This is a genomic window from Rhodococcus sp. NBC_00297, from assembly GCF_036173065.1.
Lineage (GTDB): Bacteria > Actinomycetota > Actinomycetes > Mycobacteriales > Mycobacteriaceae > Rhodococcoides.
The window spans coordinates 2,170,930-2,189,137 of sequence record NZ_CP108041.1 but is presented as its reverse complement, the minus strand read 5'-3'; the positions used below and the strand labels follow the sequence as shown (position 1 = coordinate 2,189,137).

Here is an 18,208-nt window from a genome sequence, read left to right as displayed (position 1 = left end):
GCCCTGCTCAGATGGGGAGTTTGCGGAAGATCGGACGCGGGACGTGCCGCAGCGCCATCATGACGAAGCGGAAGGGCCCCGGAGCCCACACCAGATCCTTGCCCTTGCGGGACGCGGACACGGCCAGCTTGGCGATGTCCTCCTTGTCCACCGTCAGCGGTGCTTCCTTGACGTGCGCGCTGAACTTGGTGCGCACCATGCCCGGACGGATGACGGTGACGCGAGGTCCGAACTCGCGCAGGGCTTCCCCGAGGCCGAGGTAAAACCCGTCGAGTCCGGCCTTGGTGGAGCCGTATACGAAGTTGGAGCGGCGCACGCGCTCGCCCGCGACGGAGGACATGACGATGATGCGGCCGAAGGCCTGCGCCTTCATCTTCTCGCCGAGGAGCACACCCACCGACACCGACGCGGTGTAGTTGATGTTGGCCGTGAGCACGGCCTTGTTCTGGTCCTGCCACAGCAGTTCCGGGTCGAAGTCCACTGCGAAGGCCACGATCGCGACGTCGACGTCGCCCTTGGACCAGGCCTCGTCGATGACCGCGGGGTGCGACGCGGTGTCGAGCGCATCGAAGTCGATGACCTCGACGGACTTCGCGCCCCTGGCCGTCAGCTGCGCGACGGCCGCGTCACGCAGCGGGTCGTGCGGCAGTGCCGCGAGGATCACGCGGGCCGACGACGTTGAGAGGTACTCCTCGGTGATCGCGAGGCCGATCTCGCTCGTGCCACCCAGTACGAGAATGGTCTGCGGGTCGCCCACAGCATCGATCGTCACAGCAGTTCCAACCTTCTGGCCATATCCGAGGCGAAAACGCCTGTGGGGTCGACGGATCGCCGAACGGCGATCCACTCGTCGATGCGCGGGTACATCGCGTGGAACGTGTCCGCGGACGTCCGGGAGTCCTTGGCGGTGTAGAGACGTCCGCCGAACTCGAGCACCCGCCGGTCGAGGTCCGCGACGAACGCGCCGAGACCCTCCTTGATCGGGAAGTCGACGCAGACGTTCCAGCCCTCGATCGGGAAGCTCAGTGGCGCTTGATTTCCCGGTCCGAAGAGCTTGAAGACGTTGAGGAAGGAGTAGTGGCCCGAGCGCTGGATGTCGTGGATGATCTTCGTGAATTCCCCGACGGCCTGCGGCGGCACCACGAACTGGTACTGCAGGAATCCGGCCGGACCGTAGGCCCTGTTCCACTCCCCGAACATGTCGAGCGGGTGATAGAACTGCGTCAGGTTCTGCACCTTGCCGCGGTAGGTACCCGACTTGCGGTACCAGAGCTCGCCGATGGGTCCGAACGTGTACTTGTTCGCGAGGCCGTTGGGGAACACGTCCGGGAACGTGAACAGTGGCTTCGCGCTGAATCGCAGCGGATCCTTCTGCAACTTCGCGGGCAGCTGGTCGAGGGTCGCGAGCGATCCGCGGGACAGCGCCGCGCGTCCCAGCTTCGGCGGTCCCGAGATGGCGTCGAACCAGGCGCTCGAGTAGTCGTACCGGCTCTCGCTGCCGTCGCTGTGGATCGCGATGGTCTCGTCGAGGCTCGCCGTCACGTCGCCGTCGGCGATGAAGTACGCGGTCTCGGTCGGCGTCATCTCGATGGTCGCGCGCAGGATGATGCCGGTGAGGCCGTTGCCGCCCACCGTGGCCCAGAACAGCGGCGCGTCGGCGCCGTCGGGAGTGATGTGGCGGACGGTGCCGTCCGCGAGCAGCAGCTCCATCGAGCGCACGTGATTGCCGAAGCTGCCGGCGCTGTGATGGTTCTTGCCATGGATGTCGCACCCGATGGCGCCGCCGACCGTCACCTGACGAGTGCCGGGGAGCACGGGGACCCACAGACCGAAGGGCAGTGCCGCGCGCATGAGCTGGTCCAGGCTCACGCCGCCGTCCACATCGACGATGTGCGTCTGCGCGTCCATCGAGTGGATGCGGTTCAGAGCACTCATGTCGACGACGAGCCCGCCGCCGTTCTGCGCGTTGTCACCGTACGAACGGCCGAGTCCGCGGGCGATGACGCCGCGCCGTAGATGGGACGGCTTGCTCTCGTTCTGCTCCGCGACGCGGAGGACGGCGGCGGCCACGACCTCGGGATCGGACGTGGTCAGCACCTGCGCCGTGGTGGGCGAGGTACGTGCCCACCCGGTGAGGGTGCGCGCACTGGTGGGTGGCAATTCGGTGATGGACATCGTTCGTCAGGTTACAGGCAGTGAGAGGGCCAGTACGCTGACGCTCTGTGTCATCAGACGATCACCAGCGCCTTCCTCTGCCCGTCGAGATCCCCGTCACGGAGAACACCGCCGACGACGCGCTGGATCTGCGGACCCAGATCGTCCGGTTCCTCGTCACCGGGGTGCTGTCGGCCGTCGTCGACTTCTCCATCACCATCGCGCTGCAGTACGGCCTGGACGTGCAGCTCTCGCTGGCCAAGGCCGCGGGATTCGTCGTGGGCACCACCGTCGCGTACCTGATCAACCGGCGCTGGACGTTCGCGGCACCGCCGTCGCGGGCGCGGTTCGTGGCCGTCGTCGTCCTGTACGCGGCGACGTTCGGTGTCCAGAACGTGCTGTACACGCTGTTCGGGCACCTGTGGCCCGAGACGATCCTCTACAGCGCCGCGGCGTTCGTCGTCGCGCAGGGCACCGCGACGGTGATCAACTTCGTGGTCCAGCGAGCGGTGATCTTCAAGTTGCGCTAGGCCCAGTCCTTGAAGGCGGGTGCCGCGGCGTCCTTGTCGGAGAGTTGGTAGGTCAGGGGCGTGCCGTCGCGGCCGTGGGTGGGCCAGTCGATGGCGAGGTCGGGGTCGAGCGGGTGGATGTCGCGGTCCGCTCCGGGGGTGTACTCGAGGCTGCACAGGTACATCACCGTGGAGTGGTCCTCAAGGGACAGGATCGCGTGCCCCAGCCCGACGGGCAGGTACACCGCGCGGCGGTCGACGTCGTCGATGAGCACCGAGTCCCAGGTGCCGTACGTCGGTGAGTCCTTGCGGAGGTCGACCACGACGTCGAGGAATGCGCCGCGGGTGCAGGTGACGTACTTCGCCTGTCCGGGTGGGTCGACGGTGACGTGGATGCCGCGCAGCACACCGGCGGCGGAGACCGAGCAGTTGGCCTGCAGCAGTTCCAGAGGGTGGCCGACGGCGGCGGTGAAGGCGGAGTCCTTGTGCCATTCGAAGAACACCCCGCGGTCGTCGCCGAACTGGCGGGGAGTGAATTCGAACGCCCCGGGGACGCGCAGTTCGCGGAAGCTCACGGTCGGTGTCCTCTCTCGAGCAGGTCCAGCAGGTATGCCCCGTATCCGGACTTGAGCAGTGTCTGCGCGCGGGCGCGCAAGTCGTCGTCGGTGATAAACCCGCGTCGCCACGCCACCTCCTCGGGGGCGCCGATCTTGAGTCCCTGGCGTTGTTCGATGGTGCGCACGTAGTTGGAGGCGTCGAGGAGTGATTCGAAGGTGCCGGTGTCGAGCCACGCGGTCCCACGCGGCAGCACCTGCACCTGCAGGGTCCCCGCCTCGAGGTAGTGGCGGTTGACGTCGGTGATCTCGTACTCCCCGCGAGCGGAGGGGGCGAGGTCGCGGGCGATGGCGATGACGTCGTTGTCGTAGAAGTACAGCCCCGGCACCGCGTAGTTCGATCGCGGGTGCGCCGGTTTCTCCTCCAAGGACAGGGCGGTGCCGCTCTCGTCGAATTCGATGACCCCGTACGCGGTGGGGTCGGAGACCTCGTAGGCGAACACCGCGCCGCCGTCGATGTCCCCGAACCGGCTCAACTGCGTGCCGAGGCCGGGGCCGTAGAAGATGTTGTCCCCCAGCACCAGTGCGGCGCCCTCGGTGCCGATGTGCTCGGCGCCCAGCACGAACGCCTGCGCGAGGCCGTTGGGTTCGTGTTGCACCTTGTAGGTCAGCGAGATGCCGAACTGGGAGCCGTCACCGAGCAGCCGCTGGAACTGCTCGGCGTCCTGCGTGGTGGTGATGATCAGGATGTCGCGGATCCCGGCGAGCATGAGCGTGGTCAGCGGGTAGTAGATCATCGGCTTGTCGTAGACGGGCACCAACTGCTTGCTCACGCCCTGAGTGATCGGATGCAGCCGCGACCCCGTGCCACCGGCCAGAATGATTCCTCGCATGATGGTCGAGTCTTTCAGACTGCGCTTCGCGCCGCTCTCCCACGTAAAGTGCCGCCCATGAGAATGCTCGTGACCGGCGGCGCCGGGTTCATCGGCGCGAACTTCGTGCACCTGACCGCCCGTACCCGCCCCGACGTCGAGATCACCGTCCTCGACGCCCTCACCTACGCCGGCAACCGCGACTCTCTCGAGCCTGTCGCCGACCGCATCACCTTCGTCCACGGCGACATCACCGACACCGCCCTCGTGAACCGCCTCGTCGCCGACACCGACCTCGTCGTCCACTTCGCCGCCGAATCCCACAACGACAACTCTCTCGGCGACCCCTGGCCGTTCGTGCACACCAACATCGTCGGCACCACCACCCTCCTCCAAGCGGTCCGCACCCACGACGTCCGCTACCACCACGTCTCCACCGACGAGGTCTACGGCGACCTCGAGCTGGACGACCCCGCCCGGTTCACCGAGAACACCCCCTACAACCCCTCCTCGCCGTACTCCTCCACCAAGGCCTCCAGCGACCTGCTGGTGCGAGCCTGGACCCGCTCCTTCGGCGTCCGCGCCACCATCTCCAACTGCTCCAACAACTACGGCCCCTACCAGCACGTCGAGAAGTTCATCCCCCGCCAGATCACCGGCGTCCTCACCGGCATCCGCCCCAAGCTCTACGGCGCCGGACTCAACGTCCGCGACTGGATCCACGTCGAGGACCACAACACCGCCGTCTGGACCATCATCGACAAGGGCGCCCTCGGCCAGACCTACCTCATCGGCGCCGACGGCGAGGTCGACAACCGCACCGTCGTCGAGACCATCCTCGAACTCTGCGGCCACGACAAGGCCGACTTCGACTTCGTCACCGACCGCCCCGGCCACGACCTGCGCTACGCCATCGACAGCACCCGCCTGCGCACCGAACTCGGCTGGACACCCCGCTACTCCGACTTCCGCAGCGGACTCGCCGCCACCATCGACTGGTACCGCGACAACGAATCCTGGTGGGCGCCGCAGAAAGCCGCGACTGAAGCGGCCTACGCATCGGCCGGCGAACGGACGCTCTGATCAGACGGGTTCCGGCGGCTGGTGCGTGATGCGCCGCCGCAGCAGCACGTACACCGCGCGGCGCAGGAACGACGTCACGAGCGCGCGAGCATTACCGATACGAACGTCGTTCTCGGACAGCAGGTCCGGGTAGGCCGCGCGCAGTTTCCGATGGAATCCCGCGGCCTGCCCCGCCTGTTCCCGCGCCAGGCGCACGCTCCACTGCCCGGCATTGATGCGGAACGCCGCGAGCGACGAGCGGATGGCCACCACGTCACCCTTGAGTGCGACCTCCGTGAAGGTCGCCTGATCGATGAGGAACGGGTGGTCGTTGTCCCACCAGCCGATGTCGGCGAGGGCGTCTCGTCGCATCAGGACGCATCCCGGCTCACCGAAGATGTTGGAGCCGGCGAGCACTGCGGTGCGTGCGGCCGTGCGTCCGTCGACGAGGCCGGACAACTTTCCCAGTCCACGCGTGGCGATGATGGTCTTGCCGGCGGCGTCGACGAGCGTGCGTTGCGACGCCACCAGGACGGCCGACGGGTGCGCGTCGAACGCGGCGACCTGGTCGGCGATCGACGTCTCGGTGATCGTGTCGTCGCCGCACACGAGTTTGATCAGTTCGCCCGTGGCCAGTCGACTCACTCTGTCCCAGTTGCGTTTCGCTCCGCCGCCGGCCTCGGTGTGCTCGACGCGGATGCGATCGTCGTCGTAGCGGGCGATGACGTCGAGGGTGGAGTCGGTCGACGCGTGATCGGCGATCACCAGCTCGAAGTCTCGGTAGGTCTGACTCAGGATCGACTCGATGGTCTCGCCGATGAAGTCGGCGTTGTTGTACGCCGGGACCACGATCGACACGCGGGGTGCCATGTCAGGAACCTTTCACCGAGGACGAGCGCTTGAACGAGAAGTCGCGGTAGCCGAAGAAGCTGATGCAGGCGGTGAGCAGTGTGATGACCAGCTGGGACGGGATGGGCGCGAATCCGAGTACCGAGACGGCGACGGTCATCGCGGCGAGGTTCACCGCGAAGGCCCCGGAGTTGACTACGACGAACCGCCAGAAGTCGCGAAGCACGTGTCCCCGCACCCGGAAGACCAGGTAGCGATTCGTGCAGAAGGCAGTCAGCACGTTGCACAGGTAGCCGAGCACGATCGCGGCGTGATAGCCGAGCGTGTCACCGATCGCGAGCTGCCAGACGATGAACCAGACGGTGCCGAGCACCGTGTTGAAGCCGCCCACCAGGAGAAAGACGAGTCCTTGGTTGCCCATCAGGCGGAGGAGCGGGCCGACCGGCTGCGCGTCCACGACGACACGGTCGTCGTCGGCAGGTTGATCGGCGGTCACCACGGCAGTGTCTCAGCAGCGTTCACCGTGGCACAAACTCGCGGACCCGCTCCGGGCTCGTCACCCGCGGTGGCCGGCGAGGAGCGAGGACCGGATGGACTCCAGCGTCGAGGCGATGCCGGCGGGCAGCGTGCGGTGAGTCCTGCGATCGATCTCGGGCCAGACGGTGGATCGAAGACGCAGGTCACGGCCCTGGAGCGAGGACAACGGGGAGGCGGCCTGGACGACGAGCGGTCGCCGACGGAAGACGGACCTGCACGCGCCGAGAATGGCGCCGATGGTGACGGCATTCCCCGAGGCGAAGATCTTGGTGACGGGCTCCGTGCGCTCCCGCGCGGCGACGTCCAGGGCGTCCGCCACCATCTCTGCCGCATCGGAGATGTAGAGGTAGTCGCGCAGGGTGTCGATGGGCACATAGATCGAGATGGGTGATGCCAGTAGGTACCCGCGGCACAGGTGGGAGATGAGTCCCTGCGGCTTCGACAGGTTCTGTCCCGGTCCGTACAGGTTGGCGAAGCGGCCGACCACCACCGACGCATCGGTGCGTCGACCGAAATCCACCGCTCTCTGCTCGGCGCGTAGCTTCGCGTGGCCGTACTCGCCCAGCGGCGCGACCGCGCTCGACTCGTCGTGCGGTGCGTCGGGCGTGCCCGCGTAGACCCCACCGGCGGACGACGCATGAAAGACGGTGACAGGCTCCGGCCTCGGGACCGCATACGACTCGAGCTGTGCCAACGCGTGCGCGAACAGGTCGTTCTCCCGGTCGAAGGCCGCGCGCGGCGTGCCGTTGACGCCTGCGCCCGCACACCACACGACATTGACGCGGCGTGCGTCGGAGGTGGCCACCGCTCGTGCGCGAGAGGTGATCACGGTGCGCGCCGCGTCCTCGTCGAGCCACGGGATCGTCTCGGTCACCACCCGGTGCCCACGACGGGCGAGTTCGGCGGAGACGGCCGAGCCGAGAAGTCCACCACTCCCGACGACCCAGGACAACGTCGTCACGAGAGGTCGGGGTTCTCGGCGTCCCGGTTCTCGGCGTCCGGGCTCGGGGACACCCGGTCGGCCCGACCCAGTGGCCCGGCAGCCGGATCGCCCACGATCAGATAGGGAGGCTTTCCCATCGCGGTCTTCACGTTGACGCCGACGTACTCGGCGACGACGCCGAGAGAGAACAGGGTGGCCCCGAATCCGAACAGCAGGACGACCATGGTGGACGCCCAGCCGCGGACCTCGGTGTCCGGGTCGAAGAACGTGTACACGACGAGGAGATAGGCGACCAGGACGAGACCGAGAACGGCGAACACCACCCCCAGCACGCTGACCAGACGCAAACCCTTGGTGCCGCTGGAGAGAACCATGCGCCAGAAGTGGGACAGCAGGGTCCGCAGGTTGTAGCCGGAACGCCGTCCCTGTTCCTCGCGCAGCGTCACCGGGCTGGTGGTCACACTGCCGGCGATCCACCCGAGTGCGACGTCGAGGTACGCCTCGGATCCGGCGTAGGCGGCCACCGACCGTCCGACCTCGCCCACGACCATGCGGAAGCTGCTGTACTGCACGGTGTTCTCACCGGCCAACGCCTTGGCGATGAGCCACTTCGAACCCTTGCTCGTCGCGTTGCGCCACAGTCCGTGCGGGGCGGCGTTGGTACCGCGGGCGTAGACGACCGAGGCCTGCTCGTCGAGTGCGGTGTCGAGAAGTCCGCCGATGTCGGCGGGATCGTGCTGCCCGTCCTCGTCCATCGTGACGATCCACTCGCCGCCACTCGAGGCCATGCCCGCGAGCGTCGCGGGGTGCTGCCCGAAGTTGCGACTGAGCCAGATTCCGCGGACGAACGAGTGACGGTCCGCCAGGTCTCGGATGACGGCCGCGGATCCGTCCGGGCCGTGGTCGAACACCAACAGGACCTCCTCGACCACCGCGAGTCGGCGACCGGGGGTCAGAAAGGGCCGGGTGAGGGTCTCGAGCTCGTCGGTCAACGGGCCGAGGGTCCTCTCACCCTGGTAGACGGGAACGATGACCGAGATCCGGTGCGGAAGCTGATCGTCAGTCACGAGAGCCGACCCTATAACGCAGAGGGGCCGGTTGCCGACGAGCGAGCGGCCGACGACTGCGGTCGCGCGGAGAACCGTCGTCGGACGTCGAGCACGACGAGGCCCAGCAGAACGACGATTCCAGCGCCCATGGCAGCCAGTCCGAGCCGAAACCCGGGCGGGCGGAAAGTCAGCTCGAGATCGGCGTCGGTGGTACCCGGGGGCAGGTCGACGTAGAGGAAGGTGTCGCCCAGCCCCTTGGTCTGCAACGGCTGTCCGTTCAGCGTGGCCGTGTATCCGGGCCAGGCGAGCCTGGCGAAGACCACGCTGCCGCCGGCGGCGGAGCTCACCCGCAGGCTCTCGTCGACGTCGCTCGAGCGCACCGGCTCGACGTCGGCGTTCACCGTCGCGGACACGGTGCCCTCCTGCGTCGACACCGGCCCGTCGACCCGTTCGAGGACGGCGACCTGGTCGGACTGCGGTCGTGGGACGTCGACCCAGCGCCATCCGGGAGGAACCGGAAGCTGCCGCCACATCGGGTACTGCGCCTTCTGGACGACGACGCGGTCGAGCAACATCAGATCCGCCGTGGTCCGCCCGGTGTAGACGTCGGGACGGAACACGTTGCGGTACGCATCGGGGCAGGTGGTGCCCTCGTAGGCGACGCACAACAGTTCCGAGAACGCCTGGTGGCCGACCGGCGTGTAGGCGCTGACGTAGTTCAGGTCGAGCACCTTGGCGTAGTTGCCGTACACCTGCGCACGCCAGCGATCCGTGGCGTCCTCGGGCGATCTGTCGGACAGGGCCCGATCGCCCAGTTGCAGCGTGGTCCCGGTCCAGTCCGGGAACTCCGCACGCGCCTCCTGCTGGGACGACGGGAAGTTCCACTCGCTCAGAACGGGCCGGTAGTTGTGGATCTGGTACAGCGCGACGGGAATGACAGACACCATGAGCAGCGCGGTGGCGGCGGTCGCCCTGCGCGCGCGGAAGACGGCGACGACGAGCCCGCCGAGAACGACGACGAAGAGGACGGACAGCAGGTGTCGGCCGGCCAGTTGCGGTCCGGACGACAGCGCGCGGATCAGCAGGACGCCCGTGATGACGCCGGCGGCGGTCAGTCGGCCGCGCAGAGAGCGCAGGGTTCCGAAACGGCTCAGCAGAACTGCGGCGATGATGAGCAGGGCGGCAGCGACGAAGGGCAGCAGTCGTCCGGGCCAACGGATCGGCCCGATGTCGGACGGCCCCGCGGTGTACAGGAGCAGGGCGCCGAGAACGATGAGGGGACCGGACAGTTCGCGCACGACCGTCGGCACACGGCGCCAGTCGATGAATGCCACAGCCGGGACGAGGAACCAGGCGATGTAGGTGACCGGGGCCATGGTGGTCTCGCCACTCCACGACTCCATGCTGGTCACCGCCGACGGCAGGCTCGCGCTGAAGGTCTCCGACCAGGGGACCACGAGGAAGTTGTCGTTGAGGGTTCCCTCGGCGCCCGAGCGCCAGGTGACGCCCGAGGTGAGGACGCCGGGGAGGAACGTGACGGCGCCGCACAGGGCGGCGGCGATCGATACGGCCCCGAGTCGGATCACCGGCATCAGGACGCGCGCACGCAGGTACTCGCCGATCATCACCGCGCCCGCGGCGACTCCGGCCATGAGGGCCGCGTGGACGTACCCCACGCTGATGGCGAGGTAGAGAAACGCGAAGACCGGTAGCGGACCGGAGGTGCCGCGGGCATAGCGCACGGCACTCGCCCAGGCATTGATCACCCAGGCCATGCCGATCAGCGACGTCACCCAGGACGGCTGCTCGAAGAAGAGGGTGAATCCCGCGAACGGCGTGGCAGTCGCAGCGACCGCCGCCCAGGAGGGCCTGGATCCGTATTCGAGAGCCACGCGGTAGACGCCGATCGCCAGCACCACGGCGAAGAAGATCTTGACGACGGCAGCGAGCAGTGCCAGGTCGTCCACCGACGGTGAGATGAGGTTGACGATCATCTGCACGGGATTCCAGAGCCCACCCTGGCCCTCGACCGGGTAGTTGCCGGCCATCCACTGGGTGGTGACGAGGGGGAGGAACTGCCCTTCACGCAGCAGGCGGCCCAGAGCCAGCCAGTTGCCCACCGCGCCGGACTCGGTGTCGTCGAGGTAGAAGAAGCGATGGTCGCTCACGAGGATCGCGACGAACCCCAGCACCACCATCACACCGGAGCCGAGACCCCAGGACCAGCGCTCTCGACGGGACGTCTCGACCGAGGTCACGACAGGCGTGTGCGTCACACCGTCCTCGCTTCCTGACCGACACGTCGTTCCCCGCAAGTGTCATGGACGCGACGGAACCCTCCCGGTTGTTATCGTAGGTCACAGACCGGTCTCATTTGTTACGGGGTGCGACGAGCACGCCTGTCTCTACTGTCAGGAGTTGGACAACCGATGCAGTCGACCGCGCCCGCGACGATTCCGCACAGCGGCCACGACAGGTTGGTCCTCCAGCGAGGCGTCTTCCTCGGCCCCTCCACCAGAGTGAATCCCGATCTGTACGTGCAGATCGAGAAGGGCAGCGGGGATCGCAGGCGCCACGACATGACGCTCGCGAAGAACTCCTTCGCTCACACCAACACGTACTTCGGGCGCTTCGCGGCGTCCTACTGGCAGCGGTGGACCACGGTCGGCGCGGTCACGGCGTCTCTGCGCATCGCGACGAGCGGCCGTGTCCGAGTGCGACTGCTGGCCTCGGACATCGCCGGTCACCGCCGCATCGTGTCGGTGCAGGAGACGCGGAGCGACGCCGTGCTGACATTCGAGGCTCCGCTCGACAAGTTCGTCGACGGGGGTGCCCTCTGGCTGGAGTTCGAGACGTTCGGCGAGTCCGCCGTCGTCGACGGCCTCGAGTGGACCCACGCCACCACGGTGTCGAGACGTCCGGTGGCCATTGCCATCTGCACGTTCAACCGCGCCATCGACTGTGCGCACACGGTGGCCGCACTGGCGTCCGACGACGTGGTGTTGTCGCTGATCGACACCGTGCACGTCGTGGATCAGGGCACCGACCTCGTGCAGGATCAGCCGGAGTTCGCCGATGCGCGGGCGCGGATGGGCGACACCCTGGTGTACCTCCGGCAGCCCAATCTCGGTGGTGCGGGCGGTTTCACGCGTGGACTGTACGAGGTGACCGCGTCTCGGAGCGGTGTCGACGTCATCCTCATGGACGACGACATCCTGTGTGAGCCGGAGACGGTGCTGCGTCTGAGCGCCTTCGCCAACGTCACGGCGCAGCCGACCCTGGTCGGTGCGCAGATGCTGTTCCTGCTCAATCCCGACTACCTCAACGTCGGCGCGGAGGAGGTGGACTTCCTGCACCTGCAGCACGGTCGCACCGTCGGAAAGGCGTTGTCCAACAAGAGCATGATCAAGAAGAACCAGGAGCGCCGGGTCGACGCCGGCTACAACGCCTGGTGGACGTGCCTGATCCCGTCCGAGGTCGTCGAGGAGATCGGTCTCCCGCTTCCCATGTTCTTCCAGTGGGACGACGTGGAGTACGGCGTGCGCGCCGGCCGTGCCGGCTTCCCGACCGTCACGCTGCCCAACGCGGCGGTGTGGCACGCCGACTTCTACTGGAAGGATTTCGACGACTGGGCGCGGTACTTCAGCACGCGCAACTCGCTGATCGTCGGGTCTCTGCACAGCGACCTGAACACGACGGTGTTGTCGCGAATGTTCCTGCGGCACATCGCCGAGTACGTCGTCGGAATGCAGTACGGCCTCGCCCACACCACCTTGAAGGGTATCGAGGACTGGCTGTCGGGGCCGGACCATCTGTCCGACGGCGGCATGGCGGCGATGGCTCGTATCCGAGCCGACCGCAAGGAGTACCCGGAGACGATCATGCACCCGGCGGCCACCGCGCCGGTGCCCTCCGCGGAGGTGCGGGTGTCGCGAGCGGGCGGGGAGCCGAGCGCGATGCGAGCGGTGTTGGCCAAGCGCGGTGTCGACCAGTTCCTCGGACGCACGATCGGCGGTCTCGTCGGCGTCACGCGCGAGGACGCCCACTGGTGGCACATCGCCAGGTTCGACCATGTCGTGGTCACCGACGCATCGCAGGGCGGTGTTCGAATCCGCAAGCGGGACAAAGCACGTGGGGTCGCGCTGATGGTGCGTGCCGTCAAGGTGATGCGGCGTCTGCGGCGGGAGGCTCCTGCTCTGCAGGAGCAGTACCGTGCGGCCGGTGCCGATCTCATCGCACGCGAGAACTGGGCCCGGCTCTACGGGATCGACGCCGACGCTCCGACCACCGAATCGGTCAGGTGAGCCGGACCGCCACCTGCTCGTTGTTGGACGTGTAGGCGAGGTACTCGAACGTCACCCCGGTGCGGTGGACGAACTCGGTCCACGCCTTGTACTCGTGCAGGGCCCAGCCGGGGAAGTTGAAGAACTCGTCGAACACGATGACGGTGCCCGGCACCAGTCGTGACTCGAGACGACGCAGGACGAAGTCGGTCGACGAGTACAGGTCGGCGTCGAGGTGCAGGAACGCGACCGGGCCGCGGTTCTTCGACAGGAACGGCCCGAGGGTCTGCTGGAACATGCCCTTCACCAGGTGCGCTCCCGGAACGTCCGGTAGAGCGTCCTGAGCGAAGGTCCCGGCCTCGAAGCCGGTGCGCCAGTCCTCCGGCAGGCCCTCGAAGGTGTCGAAGCCGGCGATGACTCCGACGTTGGCGGCGCGGCGCCACTCGTCGACGATGGTGCCGAGGGTGGTCCCGGTGGCGACCCCGAACTCGAGTGCCATGCCGTCGATGGAGACGGCTCTGAGCGCGTGTCGGAGCGTGAGGTCGGGGTGGGTGAAGGACGGCGTCATCGGGAGATGTGTCTCGGCGAAGTCGGCGCTCGACGCCGTGGCTTCGACGTCGGCGGCGAACGGGATGTCGCGGCGCATCCGGAACTCCAGCGTGGTGATGGATTCCTGGAGGTCGGCGATCGTCTTCGCCTGACCCGTGATCAGGTCGATCAGCTCACTGTGACGACGGTCGGCCTCTGGTGCCACGGCGTCCTGGACTGCCTGCACGACCTTGCCTCGCGCCGAGGCTCTGACGCGTCGGCTCCACCGCATCACCCGCACCGTCCACTCGTCATGGGGACATACCGTAGTTCAGGGTTTGCGGAAGTACTCATCCCGGCCGAGCTTGCGCAGACGCAACCACTCGCGCAGGCCGCGGAGGTCCCGTCGTGTGACCACGAAGTACCACCCGAAGCGCACCCATTCCTGCGGGAGAAGCTTGCGCATGCCGGGTTGAGCCATCAGGTATCCGCGGTTGCGGTAGGTGAAGTAGCGCTTGGTGGCGTCGTCCGGATATTGCGTGTGCATCCGGCCGCCGAGGATCGGCTTGAACTCGTCGGCGCCGTTCGGATGCAGGTACGCGGTCTGCAGGCACGTGCCGAAAGCCAGCCCCGAGCGTGTGAGGCGACGGTGGATCTCGACCTCGTCGCCGCGGACGAAGAGCCGGAGGTCGGGGACACCGACGGCGTCGATCGCAGCGGCCGAGAACAGCGCACCGTTGAACAACGACGCGTAGGACGGCAACAACTCCTCGTCACCGAGTTCGGACCGCCAGCGTCGCCACGCGGTGCCGCGTCGCAGCGGGAACGCGAGGTGATCGGGATCGTCGATGTCGCACACGACGGGGGAGACCTCGTCGAGGCCGTGGCGCACCGCGCAGTCGAGGAGCGTGGCGAGGACGTCCGGCCCCTCCGGCCTGCCGTCGTCGTCGGCGAGCCACACCCGCTCGGCACCGAGGGACAGCGCGTGCAGCATCCCCAGCGCGAAGCCGCCGGCCCCACCGAGGTTGTGCTTGCTCCCGAGGTAGGTGGTCGGCACGGCCGCGCTCTCGACGAGCTCGCGGACCGCGGTCTCGTTCGCGTTGTCCACCACGATCAGATGGTCGAGCGGACGGGTCTGCGACGTCAGGACGGCGAGGGACTGGGCCAGCAGCTCGCGGCGCCGGTGGGTGACCACCACGCCGACGATGAACTCAGGCATGCGGGTCGTGATCGGCCTGGCCACGATCCGCGGCCTCCAGCTCACGAATGACGTGCGCGACGTGGTCTCCCGCGTCGTCGCCCTCGTACGACCGCACGACCTCCTCGATGCCGCCCTGCTGCCGCACGTGGCCGTGATCGATCCACATCGCGGAATCGCAGAGCTGGGCGAGGAACTCGTTGGAGTGCGAGGCGAAGACGAGGATGCCCGAGCGCTGCACGAGCTTCTGCAGACGAGTGCGCGCCTTCTTCATGAACTCGGCGTCGACCGCGCCGATGCCCTCGTCGAGCAGCAGGATCTCGGGGTCGATGCTCGTGACGACGCCCATGGCGATGCGCACGCGCATGCCCGTCGAGTAGGTGCGCAGCGGCATGTCGAGGTACTCGCCGAGCTCGGTGAAGTCGGCGATCTCGTCGATCTTCGACATCATCTGCTTGCGTGTCTGGCCGAGGAACAGGCCGCGGATGATGATGTTCTCGTAGCCGGAGATCTCCGGGTCCATGCCGACGCCCAGGTCGAAGACCGGCGCGACGCGACCCCGCACGACGGCACTGCCTCGGGTGGGTTCGTAGATGCCCGCCAGCAGGCGTAGGAGCGTCGACTTGCCCGCACCGTTGTGGCCGACCAGTCCGACGCGGTCGCCCTCTTTCAGTGAGAGCGTGATGTCGCGCAGCGCCTCCACGACGACGACGTCACTGCTGTTGCGTCCGATGGTGCCGCCGGCCTTGCCGAGGAACGCCTTCTTCAGCGACCGGGTCTTGGCGTCGAAGATGGGGAAGTCGACGCACGCGCCGTGCGTCTCGATGCTGACTGTCATGTGTGTCTCGTCCGATCAGACCCAGTAGGGCACGCGGGCCCGGAACGTACGCATCGCCACCATGGTGACGGCCAGGCCGACCACGGTGAACGCCAGCACGATGTACCAGTGGTACGCCTGCTGGTCCTCGCCGATCAGGGGCGCGCGCAGGATGTCGAGGTAGTGGAACAGCGGATTGATCTCCACCAGCCGCGCGCGGTCCGCCGCGGCCCCGCCCATCTTCTGCAGATTCGCCGTGGTCCACACGATCGGCGTCATGAAGAACAGCAGCGTGACGACGCTGCCGAGGATCGGGGCCAGGTCGCGGTAGCGGGTGGCGATGATGCCGAAGAGCAGTGACACCCACACCATGTTGACGACGATCAGACCGAACGCCGGGATCGCCATGACGATGGTCCAGTGCAGCTCGGGACGGAACACCGCGAGCATGATCAGGTAGATCAGCATGTTGTGGCCGAGGAGCAGCACCTGGCGCCACACGAGCCGATAGATGTGCACGCTCAGTGCCGACGGCAGCTGTTTGATCAGGCCCTCGTTGGCCACGAAGACGTCGGCGCCCTCGAGGATCGACGCGCTGATGAGGTTCCAGATGATGAGCCCGACGGTGACGTGGGGCAGGAACGACTTCAGGTCGATGTCGAGGAGGACCGAGTACAGCAGACCCATCGCGACGGCCTGCACACCCGTGGCGATGGTGATCCAAAACGGGCCGATGACGGAACGCCGGTACCTCTGCTTGATGTCCTGCCACCCGAGGCTCAGCCACAGCTCACGCTGGGCGTAGCCCTGCCGGAGATCGCGGACGGCCCGGCGGAACGTCTGCGAATCGGACGCGGGTGCATCCCCGGAGTTCGAGTCCCCGGTGTTCGAGTCGATCGCTGGTGCTGCCACGACCGACGACCCTACAGACGAGAACCGTCAGAGGTACTGGCCGGTGCCCTGCCCGTGCTGGCCCTGACCGCCGCCGCCGATGGACACACCGGGCGGAAGTGCACCCTGGCGCATCTGCTCGAGCTGGGCGCGCGCCGCCATCTGCTGAGCGAAGAGTGCCGTCTGGATGCCGTGGAACAGTCCCTCCAGCCAGCCCACCAGTTGTGCCTGGGCGATGCGGAGCTCGGCGTCGGACGGCACCGCGTCCTCGCCGAAGGGTAACGCCAGGCGCTGGAGCTCGTCGCGCAACTCCGGCGCGAGTCCCTGCTCGAGCTCACGGATGGAGGAGGTGTGGATCTCCTTGAGGCGGGTGCGGCTGGCGTCGTCCAGCGGTGCCGCGCGCACCTCCTCGAGGAGCTGCTTGATCATGGTGCCGATGCGCATGACCTTGGCGGGTTGCTCGACCATGTCCGCCAGCGATTCCTGGTCGTCGCCGTCCGACGAGTCGCCGGCCCCGGTGACGTTCGCGCGGGCCGCGGCGGCCGCCGCCTCGCGGGGACTGAGCGCGATCGGCTGCCCGTCCGGACCGATGACGACGACGTGGTCGGCGCTGTCGTCCGCGCGGCCGCCGTCCGAGTTCTGCTCGTGTGAAGACGTCATGTCTCCATCTTGACCCGGGTCGCTCACCAGGGTGGGGTCCGGGGCGTGCCCGTGCGTGCCCGCCCTGTCGCCGTCGGCGCCTAGAGTGTGCGGCATGACCTACGACGTCGCCCGCGTACGAGGGCTGTTTCCCTCGCTCGGCGACGGCTGGATCCACCTCGATCCGCAGCTGGGCATGCAGATCCCCGACCGGGTGGCCACGGCCGTGTCCACCACCTTCCGCGGGACCGCATCGACGCACATCGGTCGGCACCCCTACGCGCAGCGCAGCGCGAAGGTCGCCGACGATGCTCGGCAGGCCGTCGCAGATCTGGTCGGTGGATCCCCCGAGGGCGTGGTCCTCGGTCCGGACCACGGCATCCTCCTGACCGCTCTCGCGGAAGCCCTCAGCACGCGTCTCGGCCTCGGTACGGGCATCGTCCTGTCCCGGCTGGACGACGAGGCGAACGTGGCACCGTGGCTGCGCATCGCCAATCGGTACGGCGCCCAGGTGCAGTGGGCCGAGGTGGACATCGAGACGTGCGAGCTCCCCAGTTGGCAGTTCGGGGAACTCATCGCGGCGAACACTCGGCTCGTCGCGCTGACCGCGGCGTCGACGGTGGTGGGGTCGGCCCCCGACGTCCGTGTCGCCGCCGACCTCGTGCACGACGCCGGCGGGCTGCTGGTCGTCGACGCGGTGGGTGCGGCCCCCTACGCGGTGCTCGACATCGAGGAACTCCGGGCGGACGTCGTCGCCGTCAACGCCGCGGCCTGGGGTGGGCCTCGCGTCGGAGCGCTGGTGTTCCGGGACCCCGAGCTGCTCGACCGGTTGCCGTCGCAGGCGCTCGACACCGATGCGAAGGGTCCGGCGCGGCTCGAGGTCGCCGGTCTGCACTACTCACTGCTCGCGGGCATGACCGCGTCCGTCGACTGTCTCGCCGCCCTCGACGAGAACGCGAGCGGGACGCGTCGACAGCGCCTCGAGATGTCCATCGGCTCGCTGCAGGACTACCAGGATCGGCTCTTCGCGTACCTGCAGGAGCGCGTGGCGGCACTGCCGCACGTCATGGCCATCGGTCAGGCGTCCAGCCGCATCCCGTGCCTGAGCATCAGCGTGGACGGCGTCGACTCCGACAAGGTGGCGGCGCGATTGGCGGACAACAGGATCGACGTGGTCGGTGGCCTGCACGGCGGCAGCCGCCTGCTCGAGTCGCTGGGTGTCGCCGATGCCGGTGGCGCGATCACGGTGGGGCTGGCCCCGTACACGACGCGGCACGAGATCGACCAGCTCGTCACGGTTCTCGAGACGCTGACCTGATCCGC

At 67.7% G+C, this 18,208-nt stretch carries 18 protein-coding genes; 4 read left to right on the top strand and 14 right to left on the bottom strand.

Annotated elements, in window-relative coordinates; translation table 11 throughout:
• Positions 1-7: 7 nt before the first annotated feature.
• Together OG947_RS10535 and OG947_RS10530 are read right to left on the bottom strand one after the other, a co-directional pair.
• Positions 8-772 carry a decaprenylphospho-beta-D-erythro-pentofuranosid-2-ulose 2-reductase gene (locus tag OG947_RS10535; RefSeq protein WP_328813879.1) on the bottom strand — a complete coding sequence of 255 codons (765 nt, stop codon included), beginning with the start codon at positions 770-772 and terminating at the stop codon, positions 8-10.
• Positions 769-2,175, bottom strand: coding sequence for an FAD-binding oxidoreductase (locus OG947_RS10530; protein ID WP_328813877.1), 1,407 nt, complete (start codon positions 2,173-2,175; stop codon positions 769-771). The genes OG947_RS10535 and OG947_RS10530 overlap by 4 nt, the downstream gene beginning before the upstream one ends.
• A gap of 47 nt (positions 2,176-2,222) precedes the next feature.
• Here OG947_RS10530 and OG947_RS10525 point away from each other — a divergent pair, with 47 nt between their 5' ends.
• Positions 2,223-2,684, top strand: coding sequence for a GtrA family protein (locus OG947_RS10525; RefSeq protein WP_328813876.1), 462 nt, complete (start codon positions 2,223-2,225; stop codon positions 2,682-2,684).
• Here the strand turns inward: OG947_RS10525 and OG947_RS10520 are convergent.
• Together OG947_RS10520 and rfbA are read right to left on the bottom strand one after the other, a co-directional pair.
• Positions 2,681-3,238, bottom strand: a complete 558-nt coding sequence (locus OG947_RS10520) for a dTDP-4-dehydrorhamnose 3,5-epimerase family protein (protein ID WP_222641408.1) — start codon at positions 3,236-3,238, stop codon at positions 2,681-2,683. The two genes, OG947_RS10525 and OG947_RS10520, sit on opposite strands and share 4 nt — an antisense overlap.
• Positions 3,235-4,110, bottom strand: coding sequence for a glucose-1-phosphate thymidylyltransferase RfbA (gene rfbA / locus OG947_RS10515; RefSeq protein WP_328813875.1), 876 nt, complete (start codon positions 4,108-4,110; stop codon positions 3,235-3,237). Before rfbA ends, OG947_RS10520 begins: the two co-directional genes overlap by 4 nt.
• Before the next feature lie 57 nt (positions 4,111-4,167).
• Here rfbA and rfbB point away from each other — a divergent pair, with 57 nt between their 5' ends.
• Complete coding sequence (gene rfbB, locus OG947_RS10510) at positions 4,168-5,172, top strand: dTDP-glucose 4,6-dehydratase (protein ID WP_328813874.1); 1,005 nt, start codon at positions 4,168-4,170, stop codon at positions 5,170-5,172.
• Here the strand turns inward: rfbB and OG947_RS10505 are convergent, their stop codons facing one another.
• Genes OG947_RS10505 through OG947_RS10485 form a run of 5 tightly spaced genes read right to left on the bottom strand, consistent with a single transcriptional unit; the run spans position 5,173 to position 10,805 of the window.
• Positions 5,173-6,021 carry a glycosyltransferase family 2 protein gene (locus OG947_RS10505; protein WP_027506551.1) on the bottom strand — a complete coding sequence of 283 codons (849 nt, stop codon included), beginning with the start codon at positions 6,019-6,021 and terminating at the stop codon, positions 5,173-5,175.
• A gap of 1 nt (position 6,022) precedes the next feature.
• Entirely contained in the window at positions 6,023-6,496 is a 474-nt protein-coding gene (locus tag OG947_RS10500) for a GtrA family protein (protein ID WP_231476428.1), read from the bottom strand.
• 60 nt (positions 6,497-6,556) lie between these two features.
• Entirely contained in the window at positions 6,557-7,498 is a 942-nt protein-coding gene (locus OG947_RS10495) for an NAD-dependent epimerase/dehydratase family protein (protein ID WP_056443141.1), read from the bottom strand.
• A complete protein-coding gene (locus tag OG947_RS10490; protein ID WP_056444213.1) occupies positions 7,495-8,520 on the bottom strand; it encodes a glycosyltransferase in 1,026 nt (341 codons plus the stop codon). Before OG947_RS10490 ends, OG947_RS10495 begins: the two co-directional genes overlap by 4 nt.
• Positions 8,521-8,558: 38 nt before the next feature.
• Positions 8,559-10,805: a hypothetical protein gene (locus OG947_RS10485; protein WP_328813873.1), complete on the bottom strand. Its 2,247-nt coding sequence runs from the start codon at positions 10,803-10,805 to the stop codon at positions 8,559-8,561.
• A gap of 153 nt (positions 10,806-10,958) precedes the next feature.
• On the opposite strand from OG947_RS10485, the gene OG947_RS10480 reads away from it, so the two are divergent.
• Positions 10,959-12,833 carry a glycosyltransferase gene (locus OG947_RS10480; RefSeq protein ID WP_056443146.1) on the top strand — a complete coding sequence of 625 codons (1,875 nt, stop codon included), beginning with the start codon at positions 10,959-10,961 and terminating at the stop codon, positions 12,831-12,833.
• Here OG947_RS10480 and OG947_RS10475 read toward each other — a convergent pair.
• From OG947_RS10475 to OG947_RS10455, 5 genes are read right to left on the bottom strand one after another with little or no spacing between them, the layout of a single operon-like run.
• Complete coding sequence (locus tag OG947_RS10475; RefSeq protein WP_307096776.1) at positions 12,826-13,632, bottom strand: class I SAM-dependent methyltransferase; 807 nt, start codon at positions 13,630-13,632, stop codon at positions 12,826-12,828. The two genes, OG947_RS10480 and OG947_RS10475, sit on opposite strands and share 8 nt — an antisense overlap.
• 39 nt (positions 13,633-13,671) lie before the next feature.
• Complete coding sequence (glfT1, locus tag OG947_RS10470) at positions 13,672-14,559, bottom strand: galactofuranosyltransferase GlfT1 (protein WP_056444218.1); 888 nt, start codon at positions 14,557-14,559, stop codon at positions 13,672-13,674.
• Entirely contained in the window at positions 14,552-15,376 is an 825-nt protein-coding gene (gene wzt / locus OG947_RS10465) for a galactan export ABC transporter ATP-binding subunit Wzt/RfbE (protein ID WP_056443150.1), read from the bottom strand. The genes glfT1 and wzt overlap by 8 nt, the downstream gene beginning before the upstream one ends.
• 15 nt (positions 15,377-15,391) lie before the next feature.
• Positions 15,392-16,267, bottom strand: coding sequence for a galactan export ABC transporter permease subunit Wzm/RfbD (gene wzm, locus OG947_RS10460; RefSeq protein ID WP_027506560.1), 876 nt, complete (start codon positions 16,265-16,267; stop codon positions 15,392-15,394).
• A 27-nt stretch (positions 16,268-16,294) separates the two neighbouring features.
• Positions 16,295-16,906, bottom strand: a complete 612-nt coding sequence (locus tag OG947_RS10455) for a bacterial proteasome activator family protein (protein ID WP_051613544.1) — start codon at positions 16,904-16,906, stop codon at positions 16,295-16,297.
• Positions 16,907-17,000: 94 nt separating this feature from the next.
• Between OG947_RS10455 and OG947_RS10450 the strand changes: the two genes are divergently transcribed.
• Entirely contained in the window at positions 17,001-18,203 is a 1,203-nt protein-coding gene (locus tag OG947_RS10450; protein ID WP_328813869.1) for a cysteine desulfurase-like protein, read from the top strand.
• The last annotated feature ends 5 nt before the right edge of the window (positions 18,204-18,208 follow it).

What these genes read in the sequence shown, in the direction of transcription:
- rfbA (WP_328813875.1), bottom strand. Translation starts at nt 4,110, where the DNA reads ATGCGAGGAATCATTCTGGCCGGTGGCACGGGGTCGCGGCTGCATCCG.
- OG947_RS10450 (WP_328813869.1), top strand. Translation starts at nt 17,001, where the DNA reads ATGACCTACGACGTCGCCCGCGTACGAGGGCTGTTTCCCTCGCTCGGC.
- wzt (WP_056443150.1), bottom strand. Translation starts at nt 15,376, where the DNA reads ATGACAGTCAGCATCGAGACGCACGGCGCGTGCGTCGACTTCCCCATC.
- OG947_RS10505 (WP_027506551.1), bottom strand. Translation starts at nt 6,021, where the DNA reads ATGGCACCCCGCGTGTCGATCGTGGTCCCGGCGTACAACAACGCCGAC.
- rfbB (WP_328813874.1), top strand. Translation starts at nt 4,168, where the DNA reads ATGAGAATGCTCGTGACCGGCGGCGCCGGGTTCATCGGCGCGAACTTC.
- glfT1 (WP_056444218.1), bottom strand. Translation starts at nt 14,559, where the DNA reads ATGCCTGAGTTCATCGTCGGCGTGGTGGTCACCCACCGGCGCCGCGAG.
- OG947_RS10530 (WP_328813877.1), bottom strand. Translation starts at nt 2,175, where the DNA reads ATGTCCATCACCGAATTGCCACCCACCAGTGCGCGCACCCTCACCGGG.
- OG947_RS10475 (WP_307096776.1), bottom strand. Translation starts at nt 13,632, where the DNA reads ATGCGGTGGAGCCGACGCGTCAGAGCCTCGGCGCGAGGCAAGGTCGTG.
- OG947_RS10480 (WP_056443146.1), top strand. Translation starts at nt 10,959, where the DNA reads ATGCAGTCGACCGCGCCCGCGACGATTCCGCACAGCGGCCACGACAGG.
- OG947_RS10455 (WP_051613544.1), bottom strand. Translation starts at nt 16,906, where the DNA reads ATGACGTCTTCACACGAGCAGAACTCGGACGGCGGCCGCGCGGACGAC.